This window comes from Nocardia sp. NPDC047648, from assembly GCF_040642815.1.
GTDB lineage: Bacteria > Actinomycetota > Actinomycetes > Mycobacteriales > Mycobacteriaceae > Nocardia > Nocardia gamkensis.
In genome coordinates, this window is record NZ_JBEYSX010000005.1 from 251,491 (window position 1) to 275,929 (window position 24,439).

Annotated in this window: 23 protein-coding genes; 11 read left to right on the forward strand and 12 right to left on the reverse strand. The window is 66.9% G+C overall.

From position 1 onward, the window contains the following. Positions 1 to 53 precede the first annotated feature (53 nt). Entirely contained in the window at positions 54 to 1,712 is a 1,659-nt protein-coding gene (locus ABZ803_RS13875; protein ID WP_357036838.1) for a SulP family inorganic anion transporter, read from the forward strand. 101 nt (positions 1,713 to 1,813) lie between these two features. Here ABZ803_RS13875 and ABZ803_RS13880 read toward each other — a convergent pair whose 3' ends face one another. Both ABZ803_RS13880 and otsB read right to left on the reverse strand, forming a co-directional pair. Then, positions 1,814 to 2,761 carry a universal stress protein gene (locus ABZ803_RS13880; RefSeq protein ID WP_357036841.1) on the reverse strand — a complete coding sequence of 316 codons (948 nt, stop codon included), beginning with the start codon at positions 2,759 to 2,761 and terminating at the stop codon, positions 1,814 to 1,816. A 506-nt stretch (positions 2,762 to 3,267) separates the two neighbouring features. After that, positions 3,268 to 7,254 (reverse strand): trehalose-phosphatase, encoded by a 3,987-nt coding sequence (gene otsB, locus ABZ803_RS13885; protein ID WP_357036845.1) that lies wholly within the window; start codon positions 7,252 to 7,254, stop codon positions 3,268 to 3,270. A gap of 136 nt (positions 7,255 to 7,390) precedes the next feature. Here otsB and ABZ803_RS13890 point away from each other — a divergent pair, with 136 nt between their 5' ends. Both ABZ803_RS13890 and ABZ803_RS13895 read left to right on the forward strand, forming a co-directional pair. Next, on the forward strand, positions 7,391 to 8,386 hold the full coding sequence (locus tag ABZ803_RS13890) for an NAD(P)H nitroreductase (protein ID WP_357036848.1): 996 nt from the start codon (positions 7,391 to 7,393) through the stop codon (positions 8,384 to 8,386). A gap of 43 nt (positions 8,387 to 8,429) precedes the next feature. Continuing rightward, positions 8,430 to 9,149: an SRPBCC family protein gene (locus ABZ803_RS13895; RefSeq protein WP_357036851.1), complete on the forward strand. Its 720-nt coding sequence runs from the start codon at positions 8,430 to 8,432 to the stop codon at positions 9,147 to 9,149. Here the strand turns inward: ABZ803_RS13895 and ABZ803_RS13900 are convergent. Together ABZ803_RS13900 and ABZ803_RS13905 are read right to left on the reverse strand one after the other, a co-directional pair. Continuing rightward, entirely contained in the window at positions 9,102 to 9,515 is a 414-nt protein-coding gene (locus ABZ803_RS13900) for a DUF302 domain-containing protein (protein ID WP_357036854.1), read from the reverse strand. The genes ABZ803_RS13895 and ABZ803_RS13900 overlap by 48 nt on opposite strands. Positions 9,516 to 9,546: 31 nt before the next feature. Then, complete coding sequence (locus ABZ803_RS13905) at positions 9,547 to 9,816, reverse strand: metal-sensitive transcriptional regulator (RefSeq protein WP_357037183.1); 270 nt, start codon at positions 9,814 to 9,816, stop codon at positions 9,547 to 9,549. A 148-nt stretch (positions 9,817 to 9,964) separates the two neighbouring features. Between ABZ803_RS13905 and ABZ803_RS13910 the strand changes: the two genes are divergently transcribed. The 4 genes from ABZ803_RS13910 to ABZ803_RS13925 all read left to right on the forward strand — a co-directional run bounded on the left by ABZ803_RS13910 (position 9,965) and on the right by ABZ803_RS13925 (position 14,171). After that, positions 9,965 to 10,576: a disulfide bond formation protein DsbA gene (locus tag ABZ803_RS13910; protein ID WP_357036856.1), complete on the forward strand. Its 612-nt coding sequence runs from the start codon at positions 9,965 to 9,967 to the stop codon at positions 10,574 to 10,576. Continuing rightward, on the forward strand, positions 10,576 to 10,746 hold the full coding sequence (locus ABZ803_RS13915) for a hypothetical protein (RefSeq protein WP_357036859.1): 171 nt from the start codon (positions 10,576 to 10,578) through the stop codon (positions 10,744 to 10,746). Before ABZ803_RS13910 ends, ABZ803_RS13915 begins: the two co-directional genes overlap by 1 nt. A gap of 391 nt (positions 10,747 to 11,137) precedes the next feature. Next, the gene (locus tag ABZ803_RS13920) at positions 11,138 to 12,016 is read left to right on the forward strand and encodes a DUF302 domain-containing protein (RefSeq protein ID WP_357036862.1); all 879 of its coding nucleotides are present in this window, start codon (positions 11,138 to 11,140) and stop codon (positions 12,014 to 12,016) included. A 409-nt stretch (positions 12,017 to 12,425) separates the two neighbouring features. Then, the gene (locus ABZ803_RS13925; RefSeq protein WP_357037186.1) at positions 12,426 to 14,171 is read left to right on the forward strand and encodes a GAF domain-containing protein; all 1,746 of its coding nucleotides are present in this window, start codon (positions 12,426 to 12,428) and stop codon (positions 14,169 to 14,171) included. A gap of 44 nt (positions 14,172 to 14,215) precedes the next feature. On the opposite strand, the gene ABZ803_RS13930 is transcribed toward ABZ803_RS13925, so the two are convergent. Together ABZ803_RS13930 and ABZ803_RS13935 are read right to left on the reverse strand one after the other, a co-directional pair. Further along, on the reverse strand, positions 14,216 to 14,692 hold the full coding sequence (locus ABZ803_RS13930) for a pyridoxamine 5'-phosphate oxidase family protein (protein WP_357036865.1): 477 nt from the start codon (positions 14,690 to 14,692) through the stop codon (positions 14,216 to 14,218). Beyond that, the gene (locus tag ABZ803_RS13935; RefSeq protein WP_357036868.1) at positions 14,689 to 15,471 is read right to left on the reverse strand and encodes a sigma 54 modulation/S30EA ribosomal C-terminal domain-containing protein; all 783 of its coding nucleotides are present in this window, start codon (positions 15,469 to 15,471) and stop codon (positions 14,689 to 14,691) included. Before ABZ803_RS13935 ends, ABZ803_RS13930 begins: the two co-directional genes overlap by 4 nt. Before the next feature lie 446 nt (positions 15,472 to 15,917). Between ABZ803_RS13935 and ABZ803_RS13940 the strand changes: the two genes are divergently transcribed. Then, entirely contained in the window at positions 15,918 to 16,574 is a 657-nt protein-coding gene (locus ABZ803_RS13940) for a response regulator transcription factor (protein ID WP_357037189.1), read from the forward strand. Between the two features lie 243 nt (positions 16,575 to 16,817). On the opposite strand, the gene ABZ803_RS13945 is transcribed toward ABZ803_RS13940, so the two are convergent. From ABZ803_RS13945 to ABZ803_RS13960, 4 genes are all read right to left on the reverse strand, one after another. Beyond that, positions 16,818 to 17,675 (reverse strand): CPBP family glutamic-type intramembrane protease, encoded by an 858-nt coding sequence (locus tag ABZ803_RS13945; RefSeq protein WP_357036872.1) that lies wholly within the window; start codon positions 17,673 to 17,675, stop codon positions 16,818 to 16,820. Between the two features lie 116 nt (positions 17,676 to 17,791). Further along, on the reverse strand, positions 17,792 to 18,277 hold the full coding sequence (locus ABZ803_RS13950; protein WP_357036875.1) for a nitroreductase/quinone reductase family protein: 486 nt from the start codon (positions 18,275 to 18,277) through the stop codon (positions 17,792 to 17,794). Between the two features lie 23 nt (positions 18,278 to 18,300). Beyond that, positions 18,301 to 18,780, reverse strand: coding sequence for an alpha/beta hydrolase (locus ABZ803_RS13955; RefSeq protein ID WP_357036878.1), 480 nt, complete (start codon positions 18,778 to 18,780; stop codon positions 18,301 to 18,303). 458 nt (positions 18,781 to 19,238) lie between these two features. Then, positions 19,239 to 20,123: a hypothetical protein gene (locus tag ABZ803_RS13960; protein ID WP_357036881.1), complete on the reverse strand. Its 885-nt coding sequence runs from the start codon at positions 20,121 to 20,123 to the stop codon at positions 19,239 to 19,241. Positions 20,124 to 20,300: 177 nt separating this feature from the next. On the opposite strand from ABZ803_RS13960, the gene ABZ803_RS13965 reads away from it, so the two are divergent. After that, on the forward strand, positions 20,301 to 20,867 hold the full coding sequence (locus ABZ803_RS13965; RefSeq protein ID WP_357036884.1) for an ATP-binding protein: 567 nt from the start codon (positions 20,301 to 20,303) through the stop codon (positions 20,865 to 20,867). Here ABZ803_RS13965 and ABZ803_RS13970 read toward each other — a convergent pair. Beyond that, a complete protein-coding gene (locus tag ABZ803_RS13970) occupies positions 20,807 to 21,172 on the reverse strand; it encodes a hypothetical protein (protein WP_357036887.1) in 366 nt (121 codons plus the stop codon). The two genes, ABZ803_RS13965 and ABZ803_RS13970, sit on opposite strands and share 61 nt — an antisense overlap. Before the next feature lie 206 nt (positions 21,173 to 21,378). On the opposite strand from ABZ803_RS13970, the gene ABZ803_RS13975 reads away from it, so the two are divergent. Then, the gene (locus ABZ803_RS13975) at positions 21,379 to 22,362 is read left to right on the forward strand and encodes a DUF6492 family protein (RefSeq protein ID WP_357037192.1); all 984 of its coding nucleotides are present in this window, start codon (positions 21,379 to 21,381) and stop codon (positions 22,360 to 22,362) included. A gap of 69 nt (positions 22,363 to 22,431) precedes the next feature. Here ABZ803_RS13975 and ABZ803_RS13980 read toward each other — a convergent pair whose 3' ends face one another. Then, positions 22,432 to 22,914 (reverse strand): MarR family transcriptional regulator, encoded by a 483-nt coding sequence (locus tag ABZ803_RS13980; RefSeq protein WP_357036890.1) that lies wholly within the window; start codon positions 22,912 to 22,914, stop codon positions 22,432 to 22,434. A gap of 109 nt (positions 22,915 to 23,023) precedes the next feature. Here ABZ803_RS13980 and ABZ803_RS13985 point away from each other — a divergent pair, with 109 nt between their 5' ends. Continuing rightward, positions 23,024 to 24,151 (forward strand): NADH:flavin oxidoreductase, encoded by a 1,128-nt coding sequence (locus tag ABZ803_RS13985; protein WP_357036893.1) that lies wholly within the window; start codon positions 23,024 to 23,026, stop codon positions 24,149 to 24,151. Positions 24,152 to 24,439 lie beyond the last annotated feature (288 nt).

Below are 24,439 nucleotides of genomic sequence, written 5' to 3' on the forward strand. Positions count from 1 at the left end.
TGGAGGCGGTTCGGGGCCGACGGCCGGTGGTACGCGGCGAACGCGGAGGCCCGATGACCACGCGCGCGCTCCTGCCGTCGTGGTCGGACTGGAACTCCGCCGTGCGCGCACCCGGCGCGGACCTGCTGTCGGGGCTCATGGTCGCGCTGGTCGCACTGCCGCTGGCGCTCGGGTTCGGCATCAGCTCCGGCCTGGGTGCCGCCGCCGGTCTCGCGACCGCGGTGATCGCGGGCGCGGTGGCGGCGGTATTCGGCGGATCCCGCTTCCAGGTTTCCGGACCGACCGGCGCTATGACCGTGGTCTTGGTGCCGATCTTTCATCAGCACGGTGGCGGCGGGGTACTGGCCGTGGGGATGATGGCCGGTCTCGTGCTGGTAGCTCTCGCACTCGCCGGGGTCGGCCGGGCGGTGCGGTACATGCCTGCCCCGGTCATCGAGGGATTCACCGCCGGGATCGCCGTCGTCATCGCCCTGCAACAGTTTCCGTCCGCCCTCGGCATCGCCCACGCCGAAGGCGAGAAGGTGTGGCAATCGGCCCTCGACGCGGTGCGGCAATTCATCGCGCATCCAAACCATCCGGCGCTCGCAACGACCCTGTTGGTCGCGGTGGCCGTGCTTGCCGGTGGCCGGTACCTGGCGAAACTGCCTCTCGCGCTGATCACGGTGGCCGCCGCTACCGCCGCGGCGCACACATTCCACCTGGAGCTCACCCCGATCGGTGAGATCCCCGCCGGATTGGCCGCTCCCACACTAGGCTTCGTGCAACTCGACCAGATCGGCGCCCTGATCGGACCCGCGCTCGCGGTGGCCGCGCTCGCCGCGCTGGAATCGCTGCTGTCGGCCACAGCGGCGGACGCGATGGCCGTCGGCACCCGTCACAATCCCGACCGAGAACTGCTCGGGCAAGGACTGGCCAACCTCACCGCTCCGATGTTCGGCGGCGTCCCGGCCACGGGTGCGATCGCCCGCACCGCGGTCAATGTCCGTTCCGGCGCCCGCACACGTCTCGCCGCGCTGACCCATGCTGTCGTGCTGGCCGCGATCGTCTACCTGGCCGCGCCCTTGGTCGCCGACATCCCGCTGGCGGCGCTGGCGGGGGTCCTGCTGGCCACCACGGTGCGGATGATCGAGGCAGCGTCCTTGATGGCCATCGCCCGCGCCTCGAAAGCCGACGCGGCGATCATGGCCATCACCTTCGGCGTCACCGTCGCCATGGATCTGGTCACCGCGGTCGCGGTCGGTGTCGGCATCGCTGTCGTGTTCGCCTTGCGGGCGGTCGCGAAAGAGGCCCGGCTACAGCAGATCTCGCTCGAAGACCCCGCGGACGACTTCGACCACCTGGCCGAAGAACATGAGCTGCTGGACGATCACATCGTGGCCTACCGCATCGACGGGCCCTTGTTCTTCGCCGCCGCCCACCGATTCCTCCTCGAGCTGGCCGAGGTGTCCGACGTCCACATCGTCATCTTGCGTATGTCCCATATCACCGCCCTCGACACCACCGGCGCCCTCGTGCTCAAAGACGCCATGGCGAAGCTCGAACACCGCCGCATCACCGTGCTCATGTCCGGTCTGCGCGACGACCATAAGCGACGGCTGGCCGCGATCGGCGCTCTCCCCGCGGGCGGTGACAGCCAGATCTTCGAACACACCCCCGATGCCATCGCCCACGCCCGCGGCCGCCTACTCGGCTTGGCGGAGAACCCTTCCTGATGACGAGGCATACGCAACCGCGAGCAGCGCAACGTATTCGAGACCGACTGGGCCGCAGCCCGCCGCCGCGGCGGCGGCGAGCAGGTCGGGTCGCGCCGACTTCAGCGGCGGTCTCCACTGCCCCGCCGGTCCTCCCGCGAGTGGACGACCATCACCGGACACGACGCGTGCTGCACCAGAGTGTTGGCTGTCGACCCCAGCAGCATGCCCGCGAACCCGCCACGTCCGCGACTGCCCACGACCAGCAACTGCGCCACCTTCGACCAGTCCAGCAGATGCGGAGCCGGCGCGGACACCTCGACCTTCCGGGCGACCCGGACGTCCGGGAACTTCTCCTGCCAACCCGCAAGACGCTCGGCGAGAATCGCCCGTTCCACATTGTCCAGGTCGAGCTCACCCAAGCTGGTGTGACCGGCGAACCGGCCGAAATCCCAGTCGCTCCAGACATGCACGGCGACCAACTCGGCCCCACGCTCGGCCGCTTCGGCGAACGCCGCGGCGATCGCCGCATCACCGACCGCGCTGCCGTCCACGCCCACGACCACCGGCCCCGAGACCTGGATCGCGTCGCCAGCGTCGGGGCCGGTGCGAACGACCACCACCGTGCCGCGCGCGTGAGCGGTCACGGCCAGCAGTGTGGATCCCAGATGAGTGAACGTGCCTGCGTTGCCGGTCGCCCCGATCACGACCGCATACGCCTCCGCGCTGTGCTCGATCAACAGGTCCCTACCGGTGTCGGAGGACACGCGAGTCGAGACGCGCAGTTCGGGCGCGGTCGAGCAGGCCAGCCGTTCGGCCCGCGTAACCACGTCTTTGCCTTGTTCGCGTACAGCATCGATCACCGAGGGAATGACGACTTCGTAGTCACCCAGCACCCAACCGGTGCCCACCAGATCCATGCCGTGCAGGATCTCGAGTTCACGTCCACGTTCGGCCGCGAACTGCGCCGCCCACCGGACAGCGGCCCACGACCCGTCCGAACCGTCCACACCGACGATGACCTTCGCAGTGGCGAGGTGATGCGGATCGTCGAATCGCCGCTCTGTCATGGCATGCCTCCTGAGCCCATGTGATCGTGTAGTGCCCGACCGGGCACCCACTTCAACGGTATGAGCCTCACCGCGGCCATGAATGCGGCTTATCGGCCTCGAGGACAGGGACGAAAGGCCACTGAGCGAACAGAGGAAGGCGACACGCAAGTCCCTCGACGTCCGGCCCAAGGACTCTCGCCCGGAGGGACCAACGCAGCCGCACGACATCCTGCTGCGCCGCAAGATCGACCACTCGCAGCGGCCCACCGCCGCGCACCGCGGCACATCATCGACTCGATTCCCGTGCCGGCCGATTTCGGACCGGGCGTCGCACTCGAGCAGATCGACTTCGACAGTGACCGTGCGCAGGCAACCGCTGCACTCGAAGCCGCCGCGACAGCGCCGCCCCGCTCGGCGAACTCGACATCACCACCGAGCCGGCCGAAACACCGCCGCACGGGGCCTCGGCGCCCGTGCTCATCGCCAGATCGCAGAGCTGACCGCCTCGTTCCACCCGAACCGGGTCATCCCGCGCGGGCAGGGATCGTGTTCACCAGCCGGACCGTGTCGCCCGGCGCCAGCCGCGCGGTCCGTTCCCGGCAGGTGATCTCGATCGGCGGCGACGCGCCCGGATCCGAGCTGATCTCGACGCCATCGCCGCTGACGCGCACCGTCAGCCGGTGGCCGCGATAGATCATCGGGAACGACAGGGCGCCGAGCGAGGCGGGCCAGTACGGGCAGAAGACCAGGCGGTCTTGGCGCAGTTCCATGCCGGTGAAGCACCGTTGCAGCAGGTCGACGCTGCCTGCCATCGCGGCGAGGTGAATGCCTTCCGCCGTGGTGCCGCCCTGGATGTCGGCGACGTCGGAGCCCAGCACCAGATCGAAGAACTCCACGGCGCGATCACGGTTGGCCCGCGCCAGCACCCACGAATGCACCAGCGCGCTGAGCGTCGAGCCGTGCGATGTCCGCGCCACGTAGTAGTCGATGGTCCGCGGAATCATCTCCCCGGGCAGCTGGTACCCGAGATACCCCAGCAGTTCACGCAGTTCGTCGGCCGACAGGAGATAGAACAGCATCAGCACATCGGCTTGCTTGGCGGCCCGATAGCGGTTGACGTCGTCGCCCTCGGCTTCGAGTATCCGGTCCAACCGCTGAATGTTGCCGTAACGACGACGGTAATCGTCCCAATCCAGCTCGGCCAGCTGCTCGTATCCCTCGAACTGGCTGATGACCCCGTCATGGAACGGCACGTACATCCGCCGGGATACCTCGTGCCAATGCCGCTGTTCCGACGGGCGCACCGACAGCGTCTCCAGCAATTCCGACCGTTCGCGCGGGGCGAGCAGTGCGAGCGCGTCGATCGCCCGCAAGATCACCCAAGCCGCCATGACATTGGTGTAGGCGTTGTTGTCGATACCGGTCCCGGGCGCGTCCGGATAGCCGGAATGGAATTCGTCGGGACCGATGACACCGCGGATCGTGTAGCGGTCGCGCTCGGTGTCGTAGGTCGCCAGGCTTGCCCAGAAGCGAGCGATTTCCACTAGCAGTTCCGCGCCGGAATCGATGAGGAACTCCAGGTCGCCGGTGGCCTGATAGTACTGCCAGACGTTGTAGGCGATCGCGATCCCGATGTGGTGCGCGCGGCGGCTGGGATCCGGATTCCACCGTCCCGACAGCGGGTTCAGATGCAATCGCTGGCTTTCTTCGCGGCCGTCGCTGCCGGACTGCCACGGGAACATCGCTCCGGCCAGTCCCGCCGCAGCGGCCGCCCGGCGCGCCTCGGGCAACCGGCGATAGCGGTACCGCAGCAAGGATCGAGTCGAATGGGGGAAACGGGTATTCAGCACGGGAAAGACGAAGAGCTCGTCCCAGAACACGTGACCGCGATAGGCCTCACCGTGCAGACCGCGCGCAGGCACGCCCACATCGAGATCGACGGTGTTCGGCGACAATGTCTGTACCAGGTGCAACAGGTGTAGGCGCACGACCCGGGCCGGCTGTTCCCGGCCGTCGAGGTCGATGCGCAGCCGCGCCCACAGATGCTCCCAAGCGACGGCATGTCCCTCGAACAACTCCGCATAGCCGCCGACGCTCTCGAGCCAGCGGACAGCCTCCTCTTCGGTTCCCGCGTTCGCGTGATCCCGTCCGGTGCAGACGCTGACGACCTTCTCCACAGTGGCCGAGTCTCCGGCGGCGACGTCAACGGTGTACTCGTGGCCGATCAGTCCGTCTCGATCGATCGAATCCCGAACCTGGTCAACCGGTTCACCGCCGCGTCGCAGCGTGCTACGCGTCGCCATCGCCACCGGCAGGCCGGATCCATTGGTGCGCACGGCGAGCAGCACCGAATCGCCGGACAGCTCCACAGCGCGTTCCGTTACCAGATGGTTGTCCGACAAATCGTGATAGCGCTGCACCAGCCGATTGCGCACCCTGCCGTCGATCGCCGAGCGGATTCGCAGCGTGCCCGACCAGTTCTCGGCGGTGATCGTCGTTTCCAGTGCGCCCAGGTGTGGGCGATGCATGGCGACGAAGCGGCGTTGCGACACCGCGGTGATCCGCCCGGCACGATCGCGGAAGCGGAACCTCCGTACGAGTTCGGCGTGGCGAAGATCCAACTGCTGCCGGTAATCCAGCAAGGTCGCCGACTCGAGGGCGAACCGGTCGCCGCCGTCGATCCGGAAGGTCACGGAAAGCCAGTTCGGCAGATTCACCAGACTCTCGTTGTCGATGACGTGCCCGCCGATCCGGTCGGTGAGCCGGTTGTACACCCCGGCGGCATAAGTGCCCGGATAGTGGACCCCTCCGGCCGGAGACTCCGGCGCCGCGCCGCGGGTGGCGAAGTAGCCGTTGCCGAGCGTGCACAGCGCCTCGCGAAGCTTCTCCTGCGCCGGGTCGTAACCGTCGAAGGTCAGCGTCCACGCCTCCGGGGCGACGGCAGTCGCCCCGCCGCGCAACAACTCCGCCAGCCGATGCAGGAAGGCACGCACCTGCCGGGTTCCGGCGACCGAGAACCGGGCAGCGGTGTGCCGGTCGCCGGTCTCTTCGGCACGCACCACGATCGCGACCCCATCGGATCCGACGGCGTCGAAGGCATCCTCGTCGGTCAGGTCGTCGCCCAGGTAGATCGGCAACACCGGGGTGGTGAGGTGCTGAAGGATCCACCGCAACGCGGTGCCCTTGTCCCAATCCACATCCGGTCGCAATTCGGTGACCCGCCGGCCATGCGTGACCCGCAAGCCGGCGGCCTGACCGGTCTCGTGGACGGCTGCGACCACCCGCACGACTTCGTCGGCCGCGACATTACGGTGGTGGACGGCGACAGCGAAGCGCTTCGGCTCGACCAGGACCCCCGCTACGTCGCGCAATCTCCGACTCAGGTCACCGGCCACCTCGGCGAGTACCCGCTCCGCACCCGGTGCGGCGTCGTGGACATGCCGGGTGCCGTCCGGGGCCATGAGTTCGAAGCCGTGGCTGCCCGCGTACCAGATTCCGTCGACCCCGACGCGCTCCCGGAGATCGGTCAGGTCGCGGCCGCTGATGACCGCGACCGGGCATTGTCCGGCCAGTTCTGCCAGCACCGCCGCGACACCGTCGATCGGTTCGGCGTCGGCGGGGTCGGCGACGATATCGGCCACGGTGCCGTCGAAATCCAGGAGGACGGCTGGCTTTTCGGTGCCCAACAGATCGGCGATGCGTGACCAGCATTTCAGGGCGTCCGGAAGTTCCGACATCCGCCGGAATCCGCCGCGCAGTCCTACCTTCGCCAGGTCGGAGACCACGAAGTCGGCGCCATGCGCGAGCAACCGGTCGGCGTTCGCGTGCCGGTCGACGCCGATGACCAGGGCGAAACCGCCGCCGCGTCCGGCCGCCACACCCGCCTCGGCATCCTCGACGACCACCGTCCGATCCGGCTCGGCACCCAGCCGCCGGGCGGCCTCGAGCAGCATCGCCGGATCCGGCTTCCCCGGCAGGCCCAGCTTCTCGGCGACGATGCCGTCCACCCGCACCGCAAACAGATCGGCGACACCAGCGGCAGTGAGCACGTCCGCGCAGTGGCGGCTCGCGGAGAACACCCCTGTGCGCACACCCGCGTCGCCGAGCCGCCGGATCAGCGTGACCGTGGATCCGAACACTCGCACACCCTCGCGGGCGACCTTCTCCAGGAACAGGAGGTCCTTCCGGTTGCCCAGCCCGCAGACCGTTTCGGCCGTTTCCGGATCGGAAGAGTTCCCCCACGGCAGGTCGATCCCCCGTGCGGCGAGAAAATCCGCGACACCCCGATAGCGGGGTTTGCCGTCGACAAAACGCAGATAGTCGTCCTCGGTGAACGGGGAGCGGTCCTGTCCGGCGCCGGCCGGACGGTGATCCAAGAAGACGTCGAACAATTCCGTCCAGGCCGCGGCGTGCATCGACGCGCTATCGGTGACCACACCGTCCATATCGAAGATCACCGCATCGTGCCTGCGCGCATCGATCACCGGTAGAGCCGTGCCACCATGTCCCATCCCTCCAGCCTGAACGGACCGAAGCCGGCCGTCCAGAGGCCGAGGTCACGCGGCAGTCCTACAAAGGACCACCTGCGGTGGAATTCGGGACCTACGACTCCTCCGGGCATCGGCTCTCGATCCCTACCGTGACACTATGAACCAGCTACCGACCGGAGAGACCATCGAGAAGGCCGTCCTGCTCGCCGGCCGGGCGCCGTCCCTGCACAACAGCCAACCCTGGCACTGGAGCTTCGACGGCCACGCCCTGCGGCTGTTCGCCGTGCCAGAACGCATGCTTTCGGCGACGGACACCTCCGGCAGGCAGATGCTGCTCAGCTGCGGTATCGCACTGGACCATCTGCGCGCCGCGATGGCCGCCGCGGGATGGCGGATCCACCTCGCCCGCTTCCCCGACCCGAACCGCCGCGAGCACCTGGCCAACATCACCTTCGAACCGGCGCGGATCGTCACCGAGGGCGACCGTGCCCGCGCCGACGCCATCTTGCGGCGGCATACCGACCGGCTCCCGTTCCGAGCGCCCACCGGATGGCCCGACTTCGAAGAGGTCCTACGGGCGACCTTCGATCCCTCCGACGCCACGCTCGACGTCCTGGGAGACGACAGCCGCCCCACCTTGGCCCGCGCCTCGGAGATGAGCGCGGCCCTGCGCCGCTACGACGCCGGATACCACGCCGAAATGCAATGGTGGACAGGACACGCGATCGCCGACGCGGGCGTGCCCAGCGAAGCCTTGATATCCCAGGAGGAACGGTCGCGAGTAGCCGTGGCCCGCAAATTCCCGACCGCCGCCACCGGCGAACGACGCGGCGAGGCCGAGGACCATTCGTTGATCCTCGTGCTGTCCACCGACCGCGACACAGCCGAGGACCTGGTGCGCTGTGGTGAGGTGTTGTCCACGGTGCTCCTGGAATGCACCCTCGCCGGGTACGCGACCTGCCCGCTGACTCATCTGACCGAAATACCGCGCAGCCGCGCCGTGGTCCGCGAGCTGACCGGAAACTCCGGCCTGCCGCAGGTCCTGATCCGGGTGGGTATCGCGCCCGAAGCGGAGCCCAACGGTCCGGCGACGCCACGCCGCCCGCTCAGCGAGATCCTCGACCTGCCCGAGTCCACCCGCGAGACGCAGTGAGGCCGCAGGGTGCCGACACCCGAATCAGGAGAAGTCGGACGTCATGAACACGACGATGCATGCCACTTTCGGATCGGCGATCGGAAGGCTCACCGGAAGCCGGTTACGCACCAGATGGCTGACCTGGGGAGCCTGCGGGGAAGAGATCGCGCGAGTCATGCCCGGTGATGATCTGCTGGTGGACGCCGATATCGTCTCGACGCGCGCGATCACGATCGACACAGGCGCCGACAAGATCTGGCCGTGGCTGATTCAACTGGGCCCAGGCCGCGGCGGCGCGTACACCTACGATTGGATCGAGAACCTGCTCGGCCTCGATATGCACAGCGCCCGAGAGATCCTGCCGCAGTTCCAGAACCTCGCGGTCGGCGACAGCTTCCCGATCGGCAAGTCCGGTCCGCGCATGAGGGTCGCGATTGTCGAAAGCGAGCACAATCTCACCTTCGCGTCCGAAGACGGCCGCTGGGTCTGGTCCTTCGGCCTTTATCCCCTGGGTGCGGCGACCCGGCTCGTGAGCCGCAACCGCATCGCACTGACCGGAGCGTCCCCGTTCAAGCGCCTGTTCACCGTGCTCGTGATGGAACCGGGCAGTCTCATCATGGAACGAAAGATGCTGCGCGGTATCAAACAGCGAGCAGAGCGGCTCGGACCCGCGCACCGGCCATCCGAGACATCGAAAGCGCCCACGCCACCGCAGACACCCGCGCGAGGCCCGTCAGAGGCTGCTGCTCATGGTGCTCAAGGAGTCGATGGCAGCCTGTAACTTGGCGCCCGCCCGCGTGGCTACCGACTGCAGGGCAGGTTCGTCGGTGACCTGGACCATGAGTTGCGGATTCATCGCTTCCACGAGAATCTCGGCGTCCGAGTCGGGGTTCCGGCGCACGACGACGTTGCAGGGCAGCAGGAGCCCGATCTGCCGGTCGATACCGACCGCCTCATGGGCCAGGGATGGATTGCAGGCACCGAGGATCAGGTAGTCCTCGATGTTCTCGTCGAGTTTGGCCTTCAGGGTGGCTCGGACGTCGATCTCGGTGAGGACGCCGAATCCCTGCTCGCTCAAGGCGGTCCGGGTCCGGGCGACGGCGTCGTCGAAGCCGGTGCGCAACGTGGTGGACAGTCCCAGATTCATGGTGCGGTCCTTCCGTAGAGGGGGTTGTGAGTCAGGCGAGAGCTAGGAAAAGCCTCTCGAGCTCCTCGACGGTCATCGGGTTCCGTCCGTCGACGGCTTGGCCGGTGAGGCATTCGCGCAGTCCGGTCGCGACGATCTTGAACCCCGCGCGATCGAGTGCGCGGGAAACCGCGGCGAGCTGGGTGACCACATCTTTGCAGTCCCGGCCCTGCTCGATCATGGCGATAACGCCGGCGAGCTGACCGTGCGCGCGCCGCAGCCTGTTGAGTGTTTCGGTGAGGGCGGTTTCGTCGCCGACCATGATTGCGCCTTCCTGCTCCGTCAGCATCCCATGATACCCCTGGGGGTATGACACCTACTAGGATAATGCAACATACCCCTGGGGGTATAGTGGGTTCGAATATACCCCCACCCGTATATCTCCTTTTACCGGCGACAGGAGGATTTCCATGGCCGATATCGACCTCTACGTGGATCCGGTGTGCCCATTCGCCTGGGTTGCCGCGCAGTGGCTGCTCGACAGCGCCGGCGCCGACCACGTGGTGACTTTGCGCCAGATGAGTCTGGCGGTACTGAACGGCGATCGCGACGTCGATGCCGACCACGCGCCGATGATGACCCGATCGCGCCGGATCGGCCGGGTGTTCGCCGCCGCTGTCGAGCAGGACGGCCAGGCCGCCTTCGCGCCGCTCTACCTGGCGCTGGGTCTGCGATTGCATGTGCGCGCTCAGCACGTCGACGACGCGGTCGCCACAGCTCTGGACGCGACCGGACGTGATCGCACGCTGCTCGAATCGCTCGATGACGCTCGTTACGACGCCGCAGTGGCCCGCGCCCATCACGCCAGCCAGACCGCGCTCGGCGGGAGTGGCGGCAGCCCCATCATCAGCATCGATGGCCACGCCTTCGGTGGCCCCGTCTTGACCGAGCCTCCCCCGGCACGACATGCCCCCGAACTGCTGGATGCCATCGTCACCGCGGCCACCACTCCAGGATTCGCCGCGCTGCAGCGTCCCTACCAAGGCCCGCCCACCTTCGTCGGCAACGAGGAACAGCCCTGATGTGCTCCCCCGTCACCTGCCGCGTCTGCGGCAAGACCACCTGGGCCGGCTGCGGCGCGCACATCGATGCCGTCCGCGCCGCCACCCCGCCGGACGAGTGGTGCGCCGGTCACGACGACACCGTCCAGCGGGAACCGGTGCGACGTCCTCGCCGCATCTGGTTCCGCTGACCCGGCGCGCGAGTGGACGAAGTGTCGCTCAGTACCCGGCGTCGCGGCGGCGAAAGCCGGCGAAACCGAGCGCCAGGCCGAATCCACCAACGGCCGAGATCGCTGGCTCGCTCATCGCGGCGCCCCTGCCGCCCGACGCGTCATCGGGCTTCTCGACTTACGCGGAGTCAGCGGATGTAGATCGAAGTGCATTCGCATTGTCCCGTCACCGGGCTTGCGACTGAACAGAATCCGGCCGGGAATCACTTCCCGCCGGGCTCGAACCGGGTCACACGAGGTCGTCAAGCGCTGTCGCACTACCCCACCAGGGCAGGACCTTCGCCCCTGTTCGGCCACGTCGCCGGGAGCGCACGCTCGTGGCAGGACAAACCAGAAGGCTGAGGAGGATTCAGTGGAGTATCAGGTGGCCCTGGTCGAGTCGGCGCCGGAGGCAGTGCTGCGGGTGCCACGCGAGGTCCGCCCAAATCTCCTGGGCCAGGACATCGCGGAAGGCATGCGAGAGGTGACCCGGATCGTGCAGCGCGCTGGGTTGACCGCCAGTGGCGCGCCGACGATCACCTTCCACGACGACATGCCCGCCGACGAGGCGATCGCAGTGGAATTCGGCGTCCCGGTCGAGCCCGCGCCCAACCTCGGGCCGAGTTCCGGCGCGCAGGTTGTGGTGATGGCCGGTACTTTGGTCGCCCGCACCTGCCACCGTGGTAGCTATCACGACCTCGGTGCGGCTTACCAGGCGTTACGGCAGTGGATGCACGAGGGCGGCTACCGGCCGATCGGGCCGCCGACCGAGGCTTACCTGATCGGCCCGGAGGAGGTCACCGATCCTCGGCGCCTACTGACCGAGATCCGCGTGCCGGTCACCCCGGCCACGACTATCGCGGTGCATCTCGACGCACCGTTCGGCGTCGCGGTCGAACGCACCAAGGAAGCACTGCAACACCATGGGCTCATGGTGACAGCCGAGGTCGACATCCAGGCCACTCTGAAGGCGAACGCCGGTCGAGACATCGAGGATTACCTGGTCGTGGACGTCTGCGATCCCAGCCTCGCGTATCGGGCACTGCTCACCGACCGGCAGGCCGGCCTGGTGATGTCGTCGAGGGTGGTGGTGCGAGCGATCGAGAGCGGCACGGCGGTCGAGGTGATCGATCCCGACGTGCTGGTGGGGGCCGTCGGCCGAGTGGGGCTGCGCTCGGTCGCCGATGAGCTGCGGCAGCGCCTCACCGTTGCCTTGGACAGTCTCCGCGACGCGACGCAGGCGTCTACATGACCGGCCTGGTCGAAGCGGAACCTGGTCGGCGAATCGATCGCGGACGCGCAGCTTCTCCAGCTCATTACTCGCACTGCGCTCGAAACGGAGCCTTTTCTACACATGGCCAGGTCATCGAGGCACCCTGGCAGCCGTGACCGCGCTCATCGTCGGCGCCCGTATCGCGAAACTGCAGGCCGACTAGCAAGGAACGGGCCTGGTCGAGGGACCTCGGTCACCGATCCGAGGTCCGACTCCGAGGAGCCGTTGACGGGCACGGCGTAATTCGAGATGACAGCAAGTTCGGGTTTGCGGTCGAAATCGGGCGTCGAAGGTCAGTCAGCGCCCCCGGGAACGCTCGATAGAACGGCCGGGTTCGACGATCGCCCGCAGCGGGAACGGGTGGCTCGATCATGGAAGGATGCAGTCCATGGAGGGCCAGCGGTATACGCCCGGATCGAACGGCCGGGCTTCGGTGACGGAGACTCTGTCGCAGTTGCGGCTTCGTGAACTGCTCATCGAGGTGCAGGACCGGATCGCCCAGATCGTCGATGTCCGCGACCGCATGGACCGGCTCATCGAAGCCATGCTGGTGATCACCGCAGGCCTCGACCTCGACAACACCTTGCGCACCATCGTGCACAGTGCGATCGAACTCGTCGACGCCGGGTACGGCGCCCTCGGTGTCCGCGAAACCGACGAAACAAGCAATCAGCTCGCCGAATTCGTCTACGAAGGGATCGATGACCGCACCCGCGTCATGATCGGCGACCTCCCACGCGGGCACGGCGTACTCGGACTGCTCATCGAAGAACCCAAACCCCTACGACTGACCAGAATCGCCGACCACCCCGCCTCGGTCGGCTTTCCCGCACACCACCCGCCCATGCACACCTTCCTCGGTGTACCGGTCAAAGTGCGCGAGGAGGTCTTCGGCAACCTCTACCTGACCGAAAAGGCGGACGGACAGGAGTTCACCGATGACGACGAGGTCGTGGTCCAGGCATTGGCCGCCGCGGCGGGTATCGCCATCGAAAACGCCCGTCTCTACGAACAATCCCGAATCCGGCAACAATGGCTCGAAGCCATTCGCGACGTAGCGACCGAACTCCTGGCCGGGGGCGAACCCGAGGAGGTCCTGCGGCTCGTCGCCGAACGCGCACTGACACTGACCGACTCCGCGATCACATTCCTCGCTCTGCCCGAGGACCCGGACATCCCCCACGACGAAGTGACCGAACTCTTGGTCACCGCCGCCGCCGGGCCGAGTTCGGAAGCGCTGAACGGCCTATTCGTCGATGTCGACGGGTCGCATGCGGGCAACGCATTCCGAACAGGACAGCCCGTCTCTGCCGACGAACTGCTCGATGAGACGTTCGCCGAGACGGCGGCCGAAACAGGACCGGTCTTGATCCTGCCGCTGCGTGCGCGTGGTTCGGTGATCGGGGTACTCGCCTCGTTGCGGCCGGCGGGAGCGCCCCCGCTCGATACCGCCACTCAGACGATGATGGCGGCCTTCGCCGATCAGGCGGCCGTGGCGCTGCAATTGGCCGACACCCAGCGCCGGATGCGGGAACTCGACGTCCTCGCCGACCGCGACCGCATCGCCCGCGGCCTGCACGACCACGTGATTCAGCGGCTGTTCGCGGTGGGCCTCTCCTTGCAGGGCACAGCGCAGCGAGCACGCACCCCCGAGGTCAAATCCCGGCTGATGGACACCATCGACGACGTGCAAAGCATCGTTCAGGACATCCGCCACTCGATCTTCGATCTGCAGAGTAATTCGGCGGCGGACTCGACCAAGTATCGGAAATACCTGCACGGCATCGTGGTCGACATGACCGCCGATACCGGCCTTCGGACCACCATCCGGCTCGCCGGGCCGGTCACCGTGCTGGCGCCACCCCTGTCCGACGACGTCGAGGCAGTACTCCGCGAGGCGGTGAGCAACGTGGTCCGGCACGCGGGCGCGAATACCGTGGCGGTCGAATTACAGATCAAGGACGACGTCACGATCGAAGTGACGGACGACGGCGAGGGCGTTCCGGAAGACAACGCACGTCGTAGCGGACTGGCGAACCTCGCGGCGCGGGCACAGAACGCCGGCGGCAGCTTCAGCATCGCCAACCGGCCCGGGGGCGGCACCGTGCTGCGCTGGTCGGCGCCACTGCCATGAAGTCATCAGGCGACTGAACTGCTCCCTCGGGCTACGGGCCTGGGTCACGTGGTGCAATCAGATGAAGAGACGTCGATCGCGGTGGATCGTTTTTCGACGAGTCTGATGCCGGAGACGATATCGGGCTCGATCGTGATGACGCTGTCCATCACCCCTTCGACCCACGGCCGAAGCAACTGCTCGTATCGCGCGATGCGCTCCACGTCAATCACCGTATGCGCCAACCCCGTCACCGAGACCGACCAGCCGACGTGTCGGATGGGGTCGATGTCGTCGGCGGCGTATGTGACGACCACCGGAGAGTTGCCGCGCACGGCGCCCGCCAGCCGGGAGGTCAGACGAGTACGTATCACGATCAGCCCGCCGTCGACCAGGTGATTCACCGGACGTATCGCGGGCAATGCGTTGCGCGTGTAGACGACTCGACCGAGCGGAGCGGACGCCAACAGCCGTAGCGCCTCGGCGCGGCTGAGATCCACGACATCACGCAACGTGTCGCCTTCGGTCTCCTGTTCGATCACGATAGTCCTTTCGCCGCACCGCGTGATTCCGACGCCGCAGGTATCACAACCGCCAGGTCCCCGTCGTACCTGCGGTACATCAGCCGCCCACGGCGGCCACGAGGATCGGTGTAGAAGAGAAACGGAAGACCGTATCGGCAGAGCCGAGCGGCGGCTTCATGATCGGCCAGGCATGGTGCTGGTCGCGGCTGCACGGTGAACGTCGCTGCTGATGTGGGCGCTTGGGGCAACACCTGATGTTGCCGGGCCAGCCGTACTCCGAACGGCCCCGCCCAGAACACGATGGCGTCCTCGCCGGTGTGGTCGTCCACGAACAGATGAGCGTCGTAGTCCATCGCGTCCATGATCCGTGCGGCCTCGGCCGGGTTGGTGACACTCGGGTCGCATACCTTGCGCCGCACGATCGGCCGCTCGTGCGACACCCACCCCAACGGCGGACGAGCGGGATCGGGCCAGCAGCGCGGTTCTCCTCGCCCGGCCAGCCGGGTCAACTGCCGATCGAGTCGCTCCGCCGCGAAACCGGCGACGAATCCGCGCGGGCCGCTGATCTGAACCCGGGTCGGCGCATCGCGAAACCGAACGTTGGCCTGCACCAGAGCCAGCCCGTCTGCGCCTTGCACGGACAGACGAACTCGCGCCGTTGCGGTGATGTGGTGGCGGCGCAGCACCCCGGACAGCACGCGTGACAACCGAGCCGTTTCGCAATTCACCGCCATACCACGCGTCTCGATCGCTATCACCGGATCCACCGGGGGCGACAGCCGCTCGATCACTGACACGGACCGGCCTCACTTTCTCGGGTGAACGAACTGAGTTCTCATGCCACCAAGGCAACCGATCGGCACATAGGGCCAAAAGTCCATGACGCCGAGGCACATATCCCCGAATTCGGACCAGACGGGCACTTTCAAATGAGCTGTAAGCGTTGGAATGAGTTGTGGTTCAGCAGAATTCGAATTCTACCGATGGAGCCACCCGCTGCGTGCACCGCGGGCTTGTATCGGCATCCATCAGCCGCTGGTCACGGTTGGCAATGTCGGGTCCTGGCAGTCGCCACCGTTCCTGACCTATAGCGGAGGACCGTCCCTGTCCGGCGGATTCGCGGACGCGGAGGGGCGCGGCAAACTCTGTCAAGAGACCTCGGTCCTCAATCCGAGGTACCAACTTCCGGATACGCCGGCCAGGGACTCCGTAATCTGTGGGTGACCATACGAAGGGGTTGTCCATGCTCGAGGTGTTCCTGGTCGACGACCACGAGATCGTCCGCCGCGGCGTTGCGGATCTCGTCGACCTCGAGCCCGACCTGGATGTCGTCGGCGAAGCGGGCAGCTACTCGCAAGCATTGGCCCGCATTCCCGCGCTCCGCCCCGACGTTGCCGTGCTGGACGTGCGATTACCCGACGGCAACGGCATCGAACTGTGCCGCGAACTACTCGCGGTCGATCCGGGCCTGCGCTGCCTGATGCTCACCTCCTTCACCGACGAACAGGCCAAGCTCGATGCCATCCTGGCCGGGGCAAGCGGGTACGTCGTCAAAGACATCAAGAGCCTCGAACTCATCGATGCCATCCGTGTCGTCGGAGACGGTCGATCGCTGCTGGACAACCGTGCGACCGCCACGCTCACGGCCAAGCTCCGTGCCGAAGCGGAGACCGGCCCGCTCGCCGGCCTCACCGACCAGGAACGCACCCTTCTCGCGTTACTCGCAGAAGGATTGACCAACCGGCAGATCGCCGGCCGAATGTTCCTGGCAGAAAAGACCGTCAAGAACTACGTCTCGAGACTGCTGACCAAACTCGGAGTCGAACGCCGCACTCAAGCCGCGGTACTCGCCTCCAGGCTGAAACAGCCAGAAGGACAAGTTCCACAGACTCGGCCGTAACCGCATGAAGCACTATTGGTGAGGGCTCTCGGCCGCCTCCTGCCAGGGTCATCGGACTTGACGCGAACCCACGGCCGCCGGGACGACGCTGATGAAATGGTTTGGCGAGCCCCCGAGCCGGTCGCGGATCGACTATTGGAACCTGGAAACGTCCCGCCAAGCCGCGAGGCCTCGCAAGTGTGCGAGCTCTTCCCTTCACATCACGCCAGGTGGGTCCAGCGGGAGTCGGCGCGGCGGAAATGGTTACCTACCCAGGCGCGGGTCCTGGCTGTCATGGACCGCAGATGATGGTCCCGCCCCGGCCGCAGAGGTGCGCAGGGTCGGAGACCAGCGGATGGCCACCAGTACCGCGGCGGCGATGAGCCCGGCGTTGACGACGATGAGAGTGACATCGGTAGCGGCGCGGGAGATGGAGACGATGTCGACCATACCGTGGAAAACCGCGACGATCAGGATGCTGGCGCGGGCGTTGTTGAACAGGAAGGTGGTCAGGTAGGCACCGAACAGGATGCTGACCAGCCAGCCGGGGATCATCAGCAGCGGCATCGTGGCCAGCCCGTGCGGGTAGAAGAACAGCGGCGCATGCCAACCCGCCCACGCGACTGCGAACAGGGTGGTCGCCGCATACGAGGTCCAACCGGCCCGTTCGAGGCTGGGGATGGCATAGCCGCGCCATCCTGTTTCCTCGCCGTAGCCGAAGAACAAGATCTCAGTTGCGATGAGCCAGATCCCGACGTCGGCGTACTCCTTGGACCCGAGGAACTGCGACCAGTCGACCGGATCGCCGATCAACGCCGAAACCAGCGCCCCGGCCGCGAACAAGGCGAGCGGGAACCCGATCGCGAACAGCCACCAGCGCCACGGCACCCGCCAGCGGCCCATCTGGCTCAGCAGCTCACGTACCGCCGGTGCGCCACCGGTGCGCGACCGCATGACGAACGCCGCGACCAGAGGCCCCAGGCTGCCCAGGTAGTGCAGAATCTGCAGTCGGTCCGGCGCGAAGAGCATAGGCAACCACACGAGCCACGTCAGCGCATACGCCAGGACGAAGAACTGCGCCGTACGGGCCGGGATCGGTTGCCGCCACAAAGCCTCTCGCACCATGTCCTCCTTTCTCGACCGGTGGCCCCCTTCGGCCGCCCCCGGCGACTCGCCTCTGGGCCCGCGAAAGCCTCCCGAAGTCGCGCTGGAGTTTCGCCAGCCGGCGTCGGCCCGAGCTAGCCTGCGGGGTCGATCCGGAAGACGGGGTATTGGTCCGCGATCCGCGCGAACTCACCGAGTCCGGCGGAGCGATCGATCGGAAAGTGCGGACGGGCGCCGGGAGCCACAGCGAGGTAACGGCGCAGGATCGGCGCCCGCTCCCCCGCCTCCACCTCGGTGAGCTGCACCGCTTCGCGACCGCGCCGGTGCAGGAACGCGCGGCCCTGAGCCGCGTAGACGTTGCGCACCCACCCGGCGTCGCGGCCGAGCATCGACACCAGGTATCGCTGTCCCTCGTACTCGGCCACCACGATCGGCAGCTTCACCGGGCGCCCGGTGCGCCGACCGAGCACTTCCAGGGTCATCGCATAGCCCGGGGACAGCACACCCGTCGAATACATCCATTCCGAGGCCCGGTTCAGCACCCGGGCCAGCGTGCCCGGCCGGTTGCCCTGATACATCCGTCGTTTCGTCGCATACAGCAGATCCCGCACAGTGCCCATGCAGCCCACCTTCCTCGTGTGCTTCAGCAGCATCGCAAGACGGTACCGGATCTCTCGCGTATCGCCTTCGGGGTCGACTCGTCGATCGAATCCGGCAGCACCGGAACCATCGGTACCGGTTCGCCTTGTGCCTCGGCGATGCGCGCGGCACCGGCCTGTTTCACCATCTCGGCGAAACCGGCGGGGCCGGGCATCCGAAAGAAGCAAGTCGCGTCGGCGCCGCTGACAGTGGCCACCGCCTTCATCCGGTGGTCGGTCTGCGCGGCGAAGGGAACGTAGCCGCCCGAAGCGCAGATGCCCAGGACACCGATCCGCTCGGGATCGACATCGTCACGGGTGCTCAGGTAGGTCACCGCGGCCCGGACATCCTCGGCGCGCTGGAAGGGGTCCTCCAGACCACGCGGTTCACCCTCGCTCTCGCCTTGGTAGGCCGCGTCGAAGGCCAGCGTGCGGACACGCCAGCTCGAGCATGCCCGCGCGCTCCACCCGATCGCGCGCTGCATCGCGCGCCGCTCGGCGGGTGTTCGCCGCGCGCCGCCGCTGCGCGGTGCCCTCGCGGTACCCCGAGGAAGCGGGTGCCTCCGCGGCGGTGTTCCTCCTGAATGGCGCACTCGGCAACAGTTCGCCGCGGATCACCGCGATCGCCACCACCTGCACGACCAGCGCGTAGCCGATCGCCGCGCGCTGGACGACGCCGAGACCGGCCCACTCCGCTACGGCGGTGAACAGGAGTCCGCACCCGATCACCGTGGGAAGTACGGCCTGCACGGCGAGTCCGAATATCCGGATGCGTCGTTCCCACGCGCGCACCCCACCGGCACCGTGACCAGCTCAACCCGATGAGACAGGGCACATCACCGGATCGAATACCGACTACCTCGATACCGGTCCCGTTTACCCCCTGTTCGCGAGATCGTCGTGGACCTCGGTTGCGCGCCCTGGTCGAGCTCTCGCCGACATCTCAGTGCTTCGGCGCGGGGTTGATTGTGTCGCCGTACCAGCTCAGATCTGAATCTTCGGCGATCTCGAAGGCCTCGAAACGGTCGTCGGCCAGAACCGCGTCGATCAGAGCCCGTGAGCCGGCGACGATCGTGGAGTCGAAGTCGATCTCGCTGGCTATGACCCATGCGTGGTCGGCGGGCCAGAGCAGCTGGGGCGTCACTCCGGGGAAGTCGGTCGTCCATCCCAAACCCGCCGCATATACCCAGCCGGGATCGGCCAGTTCGGAGAGACTGGTGTCGAACAGTATGAAGTCGCGTCCCGGCCACTGCAGGAAAGGCCCTGCCTCGACTGCCCGTCCGACCTGCGGCGCGACAGACGCAGCCAGTTCGGCGTCGATTCGAACTCGCTCGCGCTCGACGGTCTGCGAATCGCCGTCGGTGGACGCGACGAACACCGCACCCGAGGATGTGTTCAGCTCGCCGAATCCATTCCATACTCCGGCCGTCACCTCTTCCGGTGCCTCGGTGGCGGCGCGAAGGTGGACAGTGAGCGCGGCCAGCAGGCTCGGGTCGAACCACCCCTCGACAGTCTGGTCGACTCTCCAGCCGTCATCGAACGACATCGCCGCTTCGTCCTCACCATCGGTGAGGTTGCGCCACTGCACCAGCGGATGCATCACTCTGCCGTTACGCACGGCGACCTCGGCCCACGGCCACATCGCCTCCTCCACGATCTCGGGACCACCCCACTCGTCGGTGACCGTGACGTCGCGGCGGGTCGCCCCGACCGGGTGCAGGATTCGCGCATAAGCCGCGAAGCCGGTACCAGCGACACCGCCGACCCCGTGTTCGCCGACGCGCGCCAGCAGCCACCCACCACGCTCCAAATCCGTTGTGAACTCCACACAGTCAGCCTAATGAGCCACGCCTGTCGGGTAGCTCTGTCGCTGACGTCAGCTGCGCGGCCGACGGCCTGCTCCCGCCCGCCTACGCGCTCTCGTCAGCGTCGAGCAGCCGGCGCGTATCGGCAGACAGAACCACCGCAGCGGACGTCACCGGTGAACGAGATGCCAGAATGCGGCATGGCGCAGTCCACCGTCGTCATCGTCAGCGGTCCCCCGGGCAGCGGAAAGTCGACCCTCGCCCACGCCCTGGCCACCCGCATCGGTGTGCCGGCCATAATCCGTGACGAGATCAAACAAGGCATGCTGCTTTCCGGGCACCGCGATCCCGCCGATGGATACGGCGACCTCGACATCCCCACCCTGGAGGTGTTCTTCGCCGTCCTGTCCACCCTCGCCCGCGCCGGGGTCACTGTGGTCGCCGAGGCCGCGTTCCAGGACAAACTCTGGCGGCCGAACCTGCTGCCACTGGCCGAGATCGCCGACATCCGCATCATCCACTGCACCGCCCCCACAGCACTGATCCACCAGCGCATCACCGCCCGCGCCGCCGCCGACCCGCACCGGCGCGCCCACAACGACAGCGACCTCCTCACCTCGATCACCGCCGCAGGCCGATCACCCATCGAAGCCTTCGACCCGGTCCGGCTCGACGTACCGGCACTGACCGTCGACACCAGCGACGGCTACCAGCCGGACCTCGACGCGATCACACAATTCGCGATCTCGCCGCGCGCCGCGATGTAGATAAAACCGTCCAGTCGATTCGAACCGTCAGGATCATCGTCGCCGTCGAGGTGTCGACGTGCTCGCACGTATTGGCCCACCAGCGCGATGCCGACTCCGATCATGAAGACCACGAAACCGTTTGTGGCATCGTTCATGTGTCCCGGTGTGTGCTGGGCAATCGCGGTCCCGGCGCCCGCTCCGGCGAAGTAGCGCTGCGAACCGTCGGGCCGTGCCTGCCCATCCGAGAGCCCGGGTGGGCAGGCGCTTTCGGCAGGCTGGCAGATCGAGCCACCGGGCAGATCGAACTGCTTTCGGCTGAGCATGTTGCGATCAGGGCCGCAGCATCGTCATCGGAGCGGGACCAGGCGCAGGAAAAGCCCTCACTGCCTGCCAGCGATGAAAATGCCGAAGTTCCGGCGCTTTCCGGCGCTTTCCGAGCACGAATCCTGGCTATGGTTACCAGTGCCGACCCAGCCTACGGAGTGTGAACGTGGCCACCGACACTGCACGCCTACCGGCAATCGACGTCATGATCCCGGTAGCGACCAAGGACCTGCTCAGCCTCGACGCCTGTATCACCGGATTGAGGGCACACTGTCGTAACCCGATCCGATCGGTGAATATCGTCGGGTCCGCGCGACTGTTCGCACGGATGCGGACCGAGCACGTGGTGCAGTGGATCGATGAGGAAGCGGTCTCGCCGACACCGGCCGCCATCGAGGCGATCCTGCGCAGATCGGGTGGCCATCACCGCAATTCGTCGTGGTATTTCCAGCAGCTGCTCAAACTGCACTGCTTCCGTGTCCTGCCGAGCGCAGGCCGGCACCTCCTGGTGCTCGATGCGGACTACGCGATCGTCGACGATGTCGTGTTCGTCGAAAACGATGGCAAATCCTGTCTGGCGTTCGGATACCCGCTGCGATGGCGCCTCGACACCCGTCGGCACGCGATCCCCGACCGCCACTCCGCGATCACCGCATCGACTCGGCTACTTGCCGAGTGGCGGCCGGTCGACCCCTACAGCGGGATGCAGCATCACATGGTGTTCGACAGGCAGATACTCGCCGACCTGATGCGGCGGGTCGAGGATCAGCACGAGAGACCGTTCTGGGAAGCATTCCTGGCGACGATAGAGCACGAGAAGTGGACCGGCGCTTCGGAGTATGTGCTCTACCGCCACTTCGCTGCGAGATTCTTTGCGGAGCGGATCCGGTCGCGGCACCTCGACGCCATCGATATCATCCAGCCGGCCGAACAGGCCTTGTGGACCCTGAGCGACGCTGTGGCCAGCGTCCGCCGGTCGGGAGTCAAGGCGATCGGATGCCACAGTTTTCTCAACTACCGCAATCGAATCGCGACCATGGACTACATCCCCGATCGGTTACGCGGAAAACTGCAAGCGACCTCCGGGGCGCTGATGCTCGACCTCGACCAAGGTGTCCTTCACATCGCCCCCGCAACTCGATCCCTGAGCGGTGCCGAGCGTCTGGGTCGAACCGCAGGTCCCCGATGACGTACGTATGGTCGCCTCGTTCGGCTCGTGAAGGCCTCGCCCGGGGACAAGCGGCGAACAGGCTGGTGGTCACCGGCGCGGAGGGACTGCTGGGCAGCGGTGATCCGCGGCCGGCGTAGGTGAGTCCGATCGGGCGACGAAAACCCGTTCCAGCAGTGCGTACAGACAGTCCCGTTCCTGGTCACCGAGCCTGTTCAGGCCGTCTCGGGTGACGCGCATTTTCGCCCGGATCGTGTCGGTTACCTGCTCTCCCTCGGGCGTGATGACGAGGTTGGTGACGCGCCGGTCGGATTCGCTGGCCTCACGTCGCACGAGGCCACGTTTCTCCAGCCGGTTGATGATCCCGGTCACATTGGAGGCGTCGCAGGCCAAGGTCTCGGCCAGGGCGCGCATCGCGACGGGCCCCCGGCGCAGCACGGTCAGCGCCTTGCCCTGGCTCGCTGTCAGGTTCTCACTCGCCGCCGCGACGGTGAAGTCGCCGTAGTAGACGCCGAGCGACACCGAGAGCAGCTCCATCAGCTGGGCCGTGTCGACGCGGGGAGCTTCTGCCATGACAGCCAGCCTATCCGTAGAAACTTGACTATCTCAAATATCTACCCCTAGCGTGGGGCCATTGCTTGAAGTTCTCAACCATCGCAGTCGTACCCCCGAGGAGTATCCAGTGATCGTCACCGCGTCCGACGCCTCTCGCACAGCCGAGATCCTGTCCCGTCCCGTCGCGCTGAACGGCCTGACCGTCCCCAACCGCATCGTGATGGCGCCGATGACGCGCATGTTCTCCCCCGACGGCGTTCCCGGTGACGACGTGCGGTCGTACTACGGCCGCCGCGCCGCCGCCGGCGTCGGCCTGATCATCACCGAGGGCACCTACGTCGGCCACGAGTCCGCCGGCCAGAGTGATCGGGTGCCGCGGTTCCACGGCGAAGAACAGTTGGCGGGGTGGGCGAAGGTCGCCGAGGACGTACACGCGGCAGGCGGCACGATCATGCCGCAGCTGTGGCACATCGGCATGGTCCGCAACCAGGGCGACGCACCCTACCCCGATGCGCCCGCCGTTGGCCCCTCCGGTATTCGCCTCGACGGCACCGAGGGTCTCGGTAAAGCGATGTCCCAGGGTGACCTGGACGACGTCATCGGCGCCTTCGCCGAGGCCGCCGCGGACGCCGAGCGTATCGGCTTCGACGGCGTCGAACTGCACGGTGCGCACGGCTATCTCCTCGACCAATTCCTGTGGGCGCGAACCAACCGCCGCAACGATGTCTACGGCGGCGACACCGGGGCCCGCACACGGTTCGCCGCCGAGATCGTGGCCGCGGTGCGTGCCGCCGTCTCGCCCGGCTTCCCGGTGATCTTCCGCTACTCGCAGTGGAAGCAGGAGGCCTACCACGCGCGGCTCGCCGAGACCCCGCAGGAGCTGGAGGCGATCCTTGCTCCGCTCGCCGCAGCCGGCGTAGACGCCTTCCACGCCTCCACCCGCCGCTACTGGCTCCCGGAGTTCGACGGCTCCGACCTGAACCTGGCAGGCTGGACCAAAAAGCTCACCGGCAAGCCCACCATCACCGTCGGCTCGGTCGGCCTCGACGGCGACTTCCTCCGCGCGTTCACCGGCGAGGGCGCCGAACTCGGCAGCATCGACAACCTCCTCGATCGCCTGGAGCGCGAGGAATTCGACTTGGTCGCCGTCGGTCGCGCCCTGCTCCAGGACCCGGAGTGGGCTTCCAAGCTGCTGGCAGGGCGGATCGACGAGCTGAAGCCCTACGACGCGGCGGCACTGAAGACACTGAGGTAAGCGAGTGGGCGCCGCGGGGATGCGGTCATCCAGGTGCCTCCTTCGCGACCGCCGGTCCCCGCGTACCCGGCGACTCGGGCACGGACCCGGTCGAGCGGACCGATTGAATGCCCCCTGACATTCAGGCTTTCGGCTCGAATGGGATTCGACGGTCTGCGCCGCGCGAGCAGTTCCTTTTCGTCATGCCCAACGCTGGAACTATGTGCGGCTGTGAGCGGCCGTACCGGCGCACTGTCGTTCAGCAAGGGGCAAGTCGTCCGTCCATCTCTCCACGTGGCCGGCCATGAA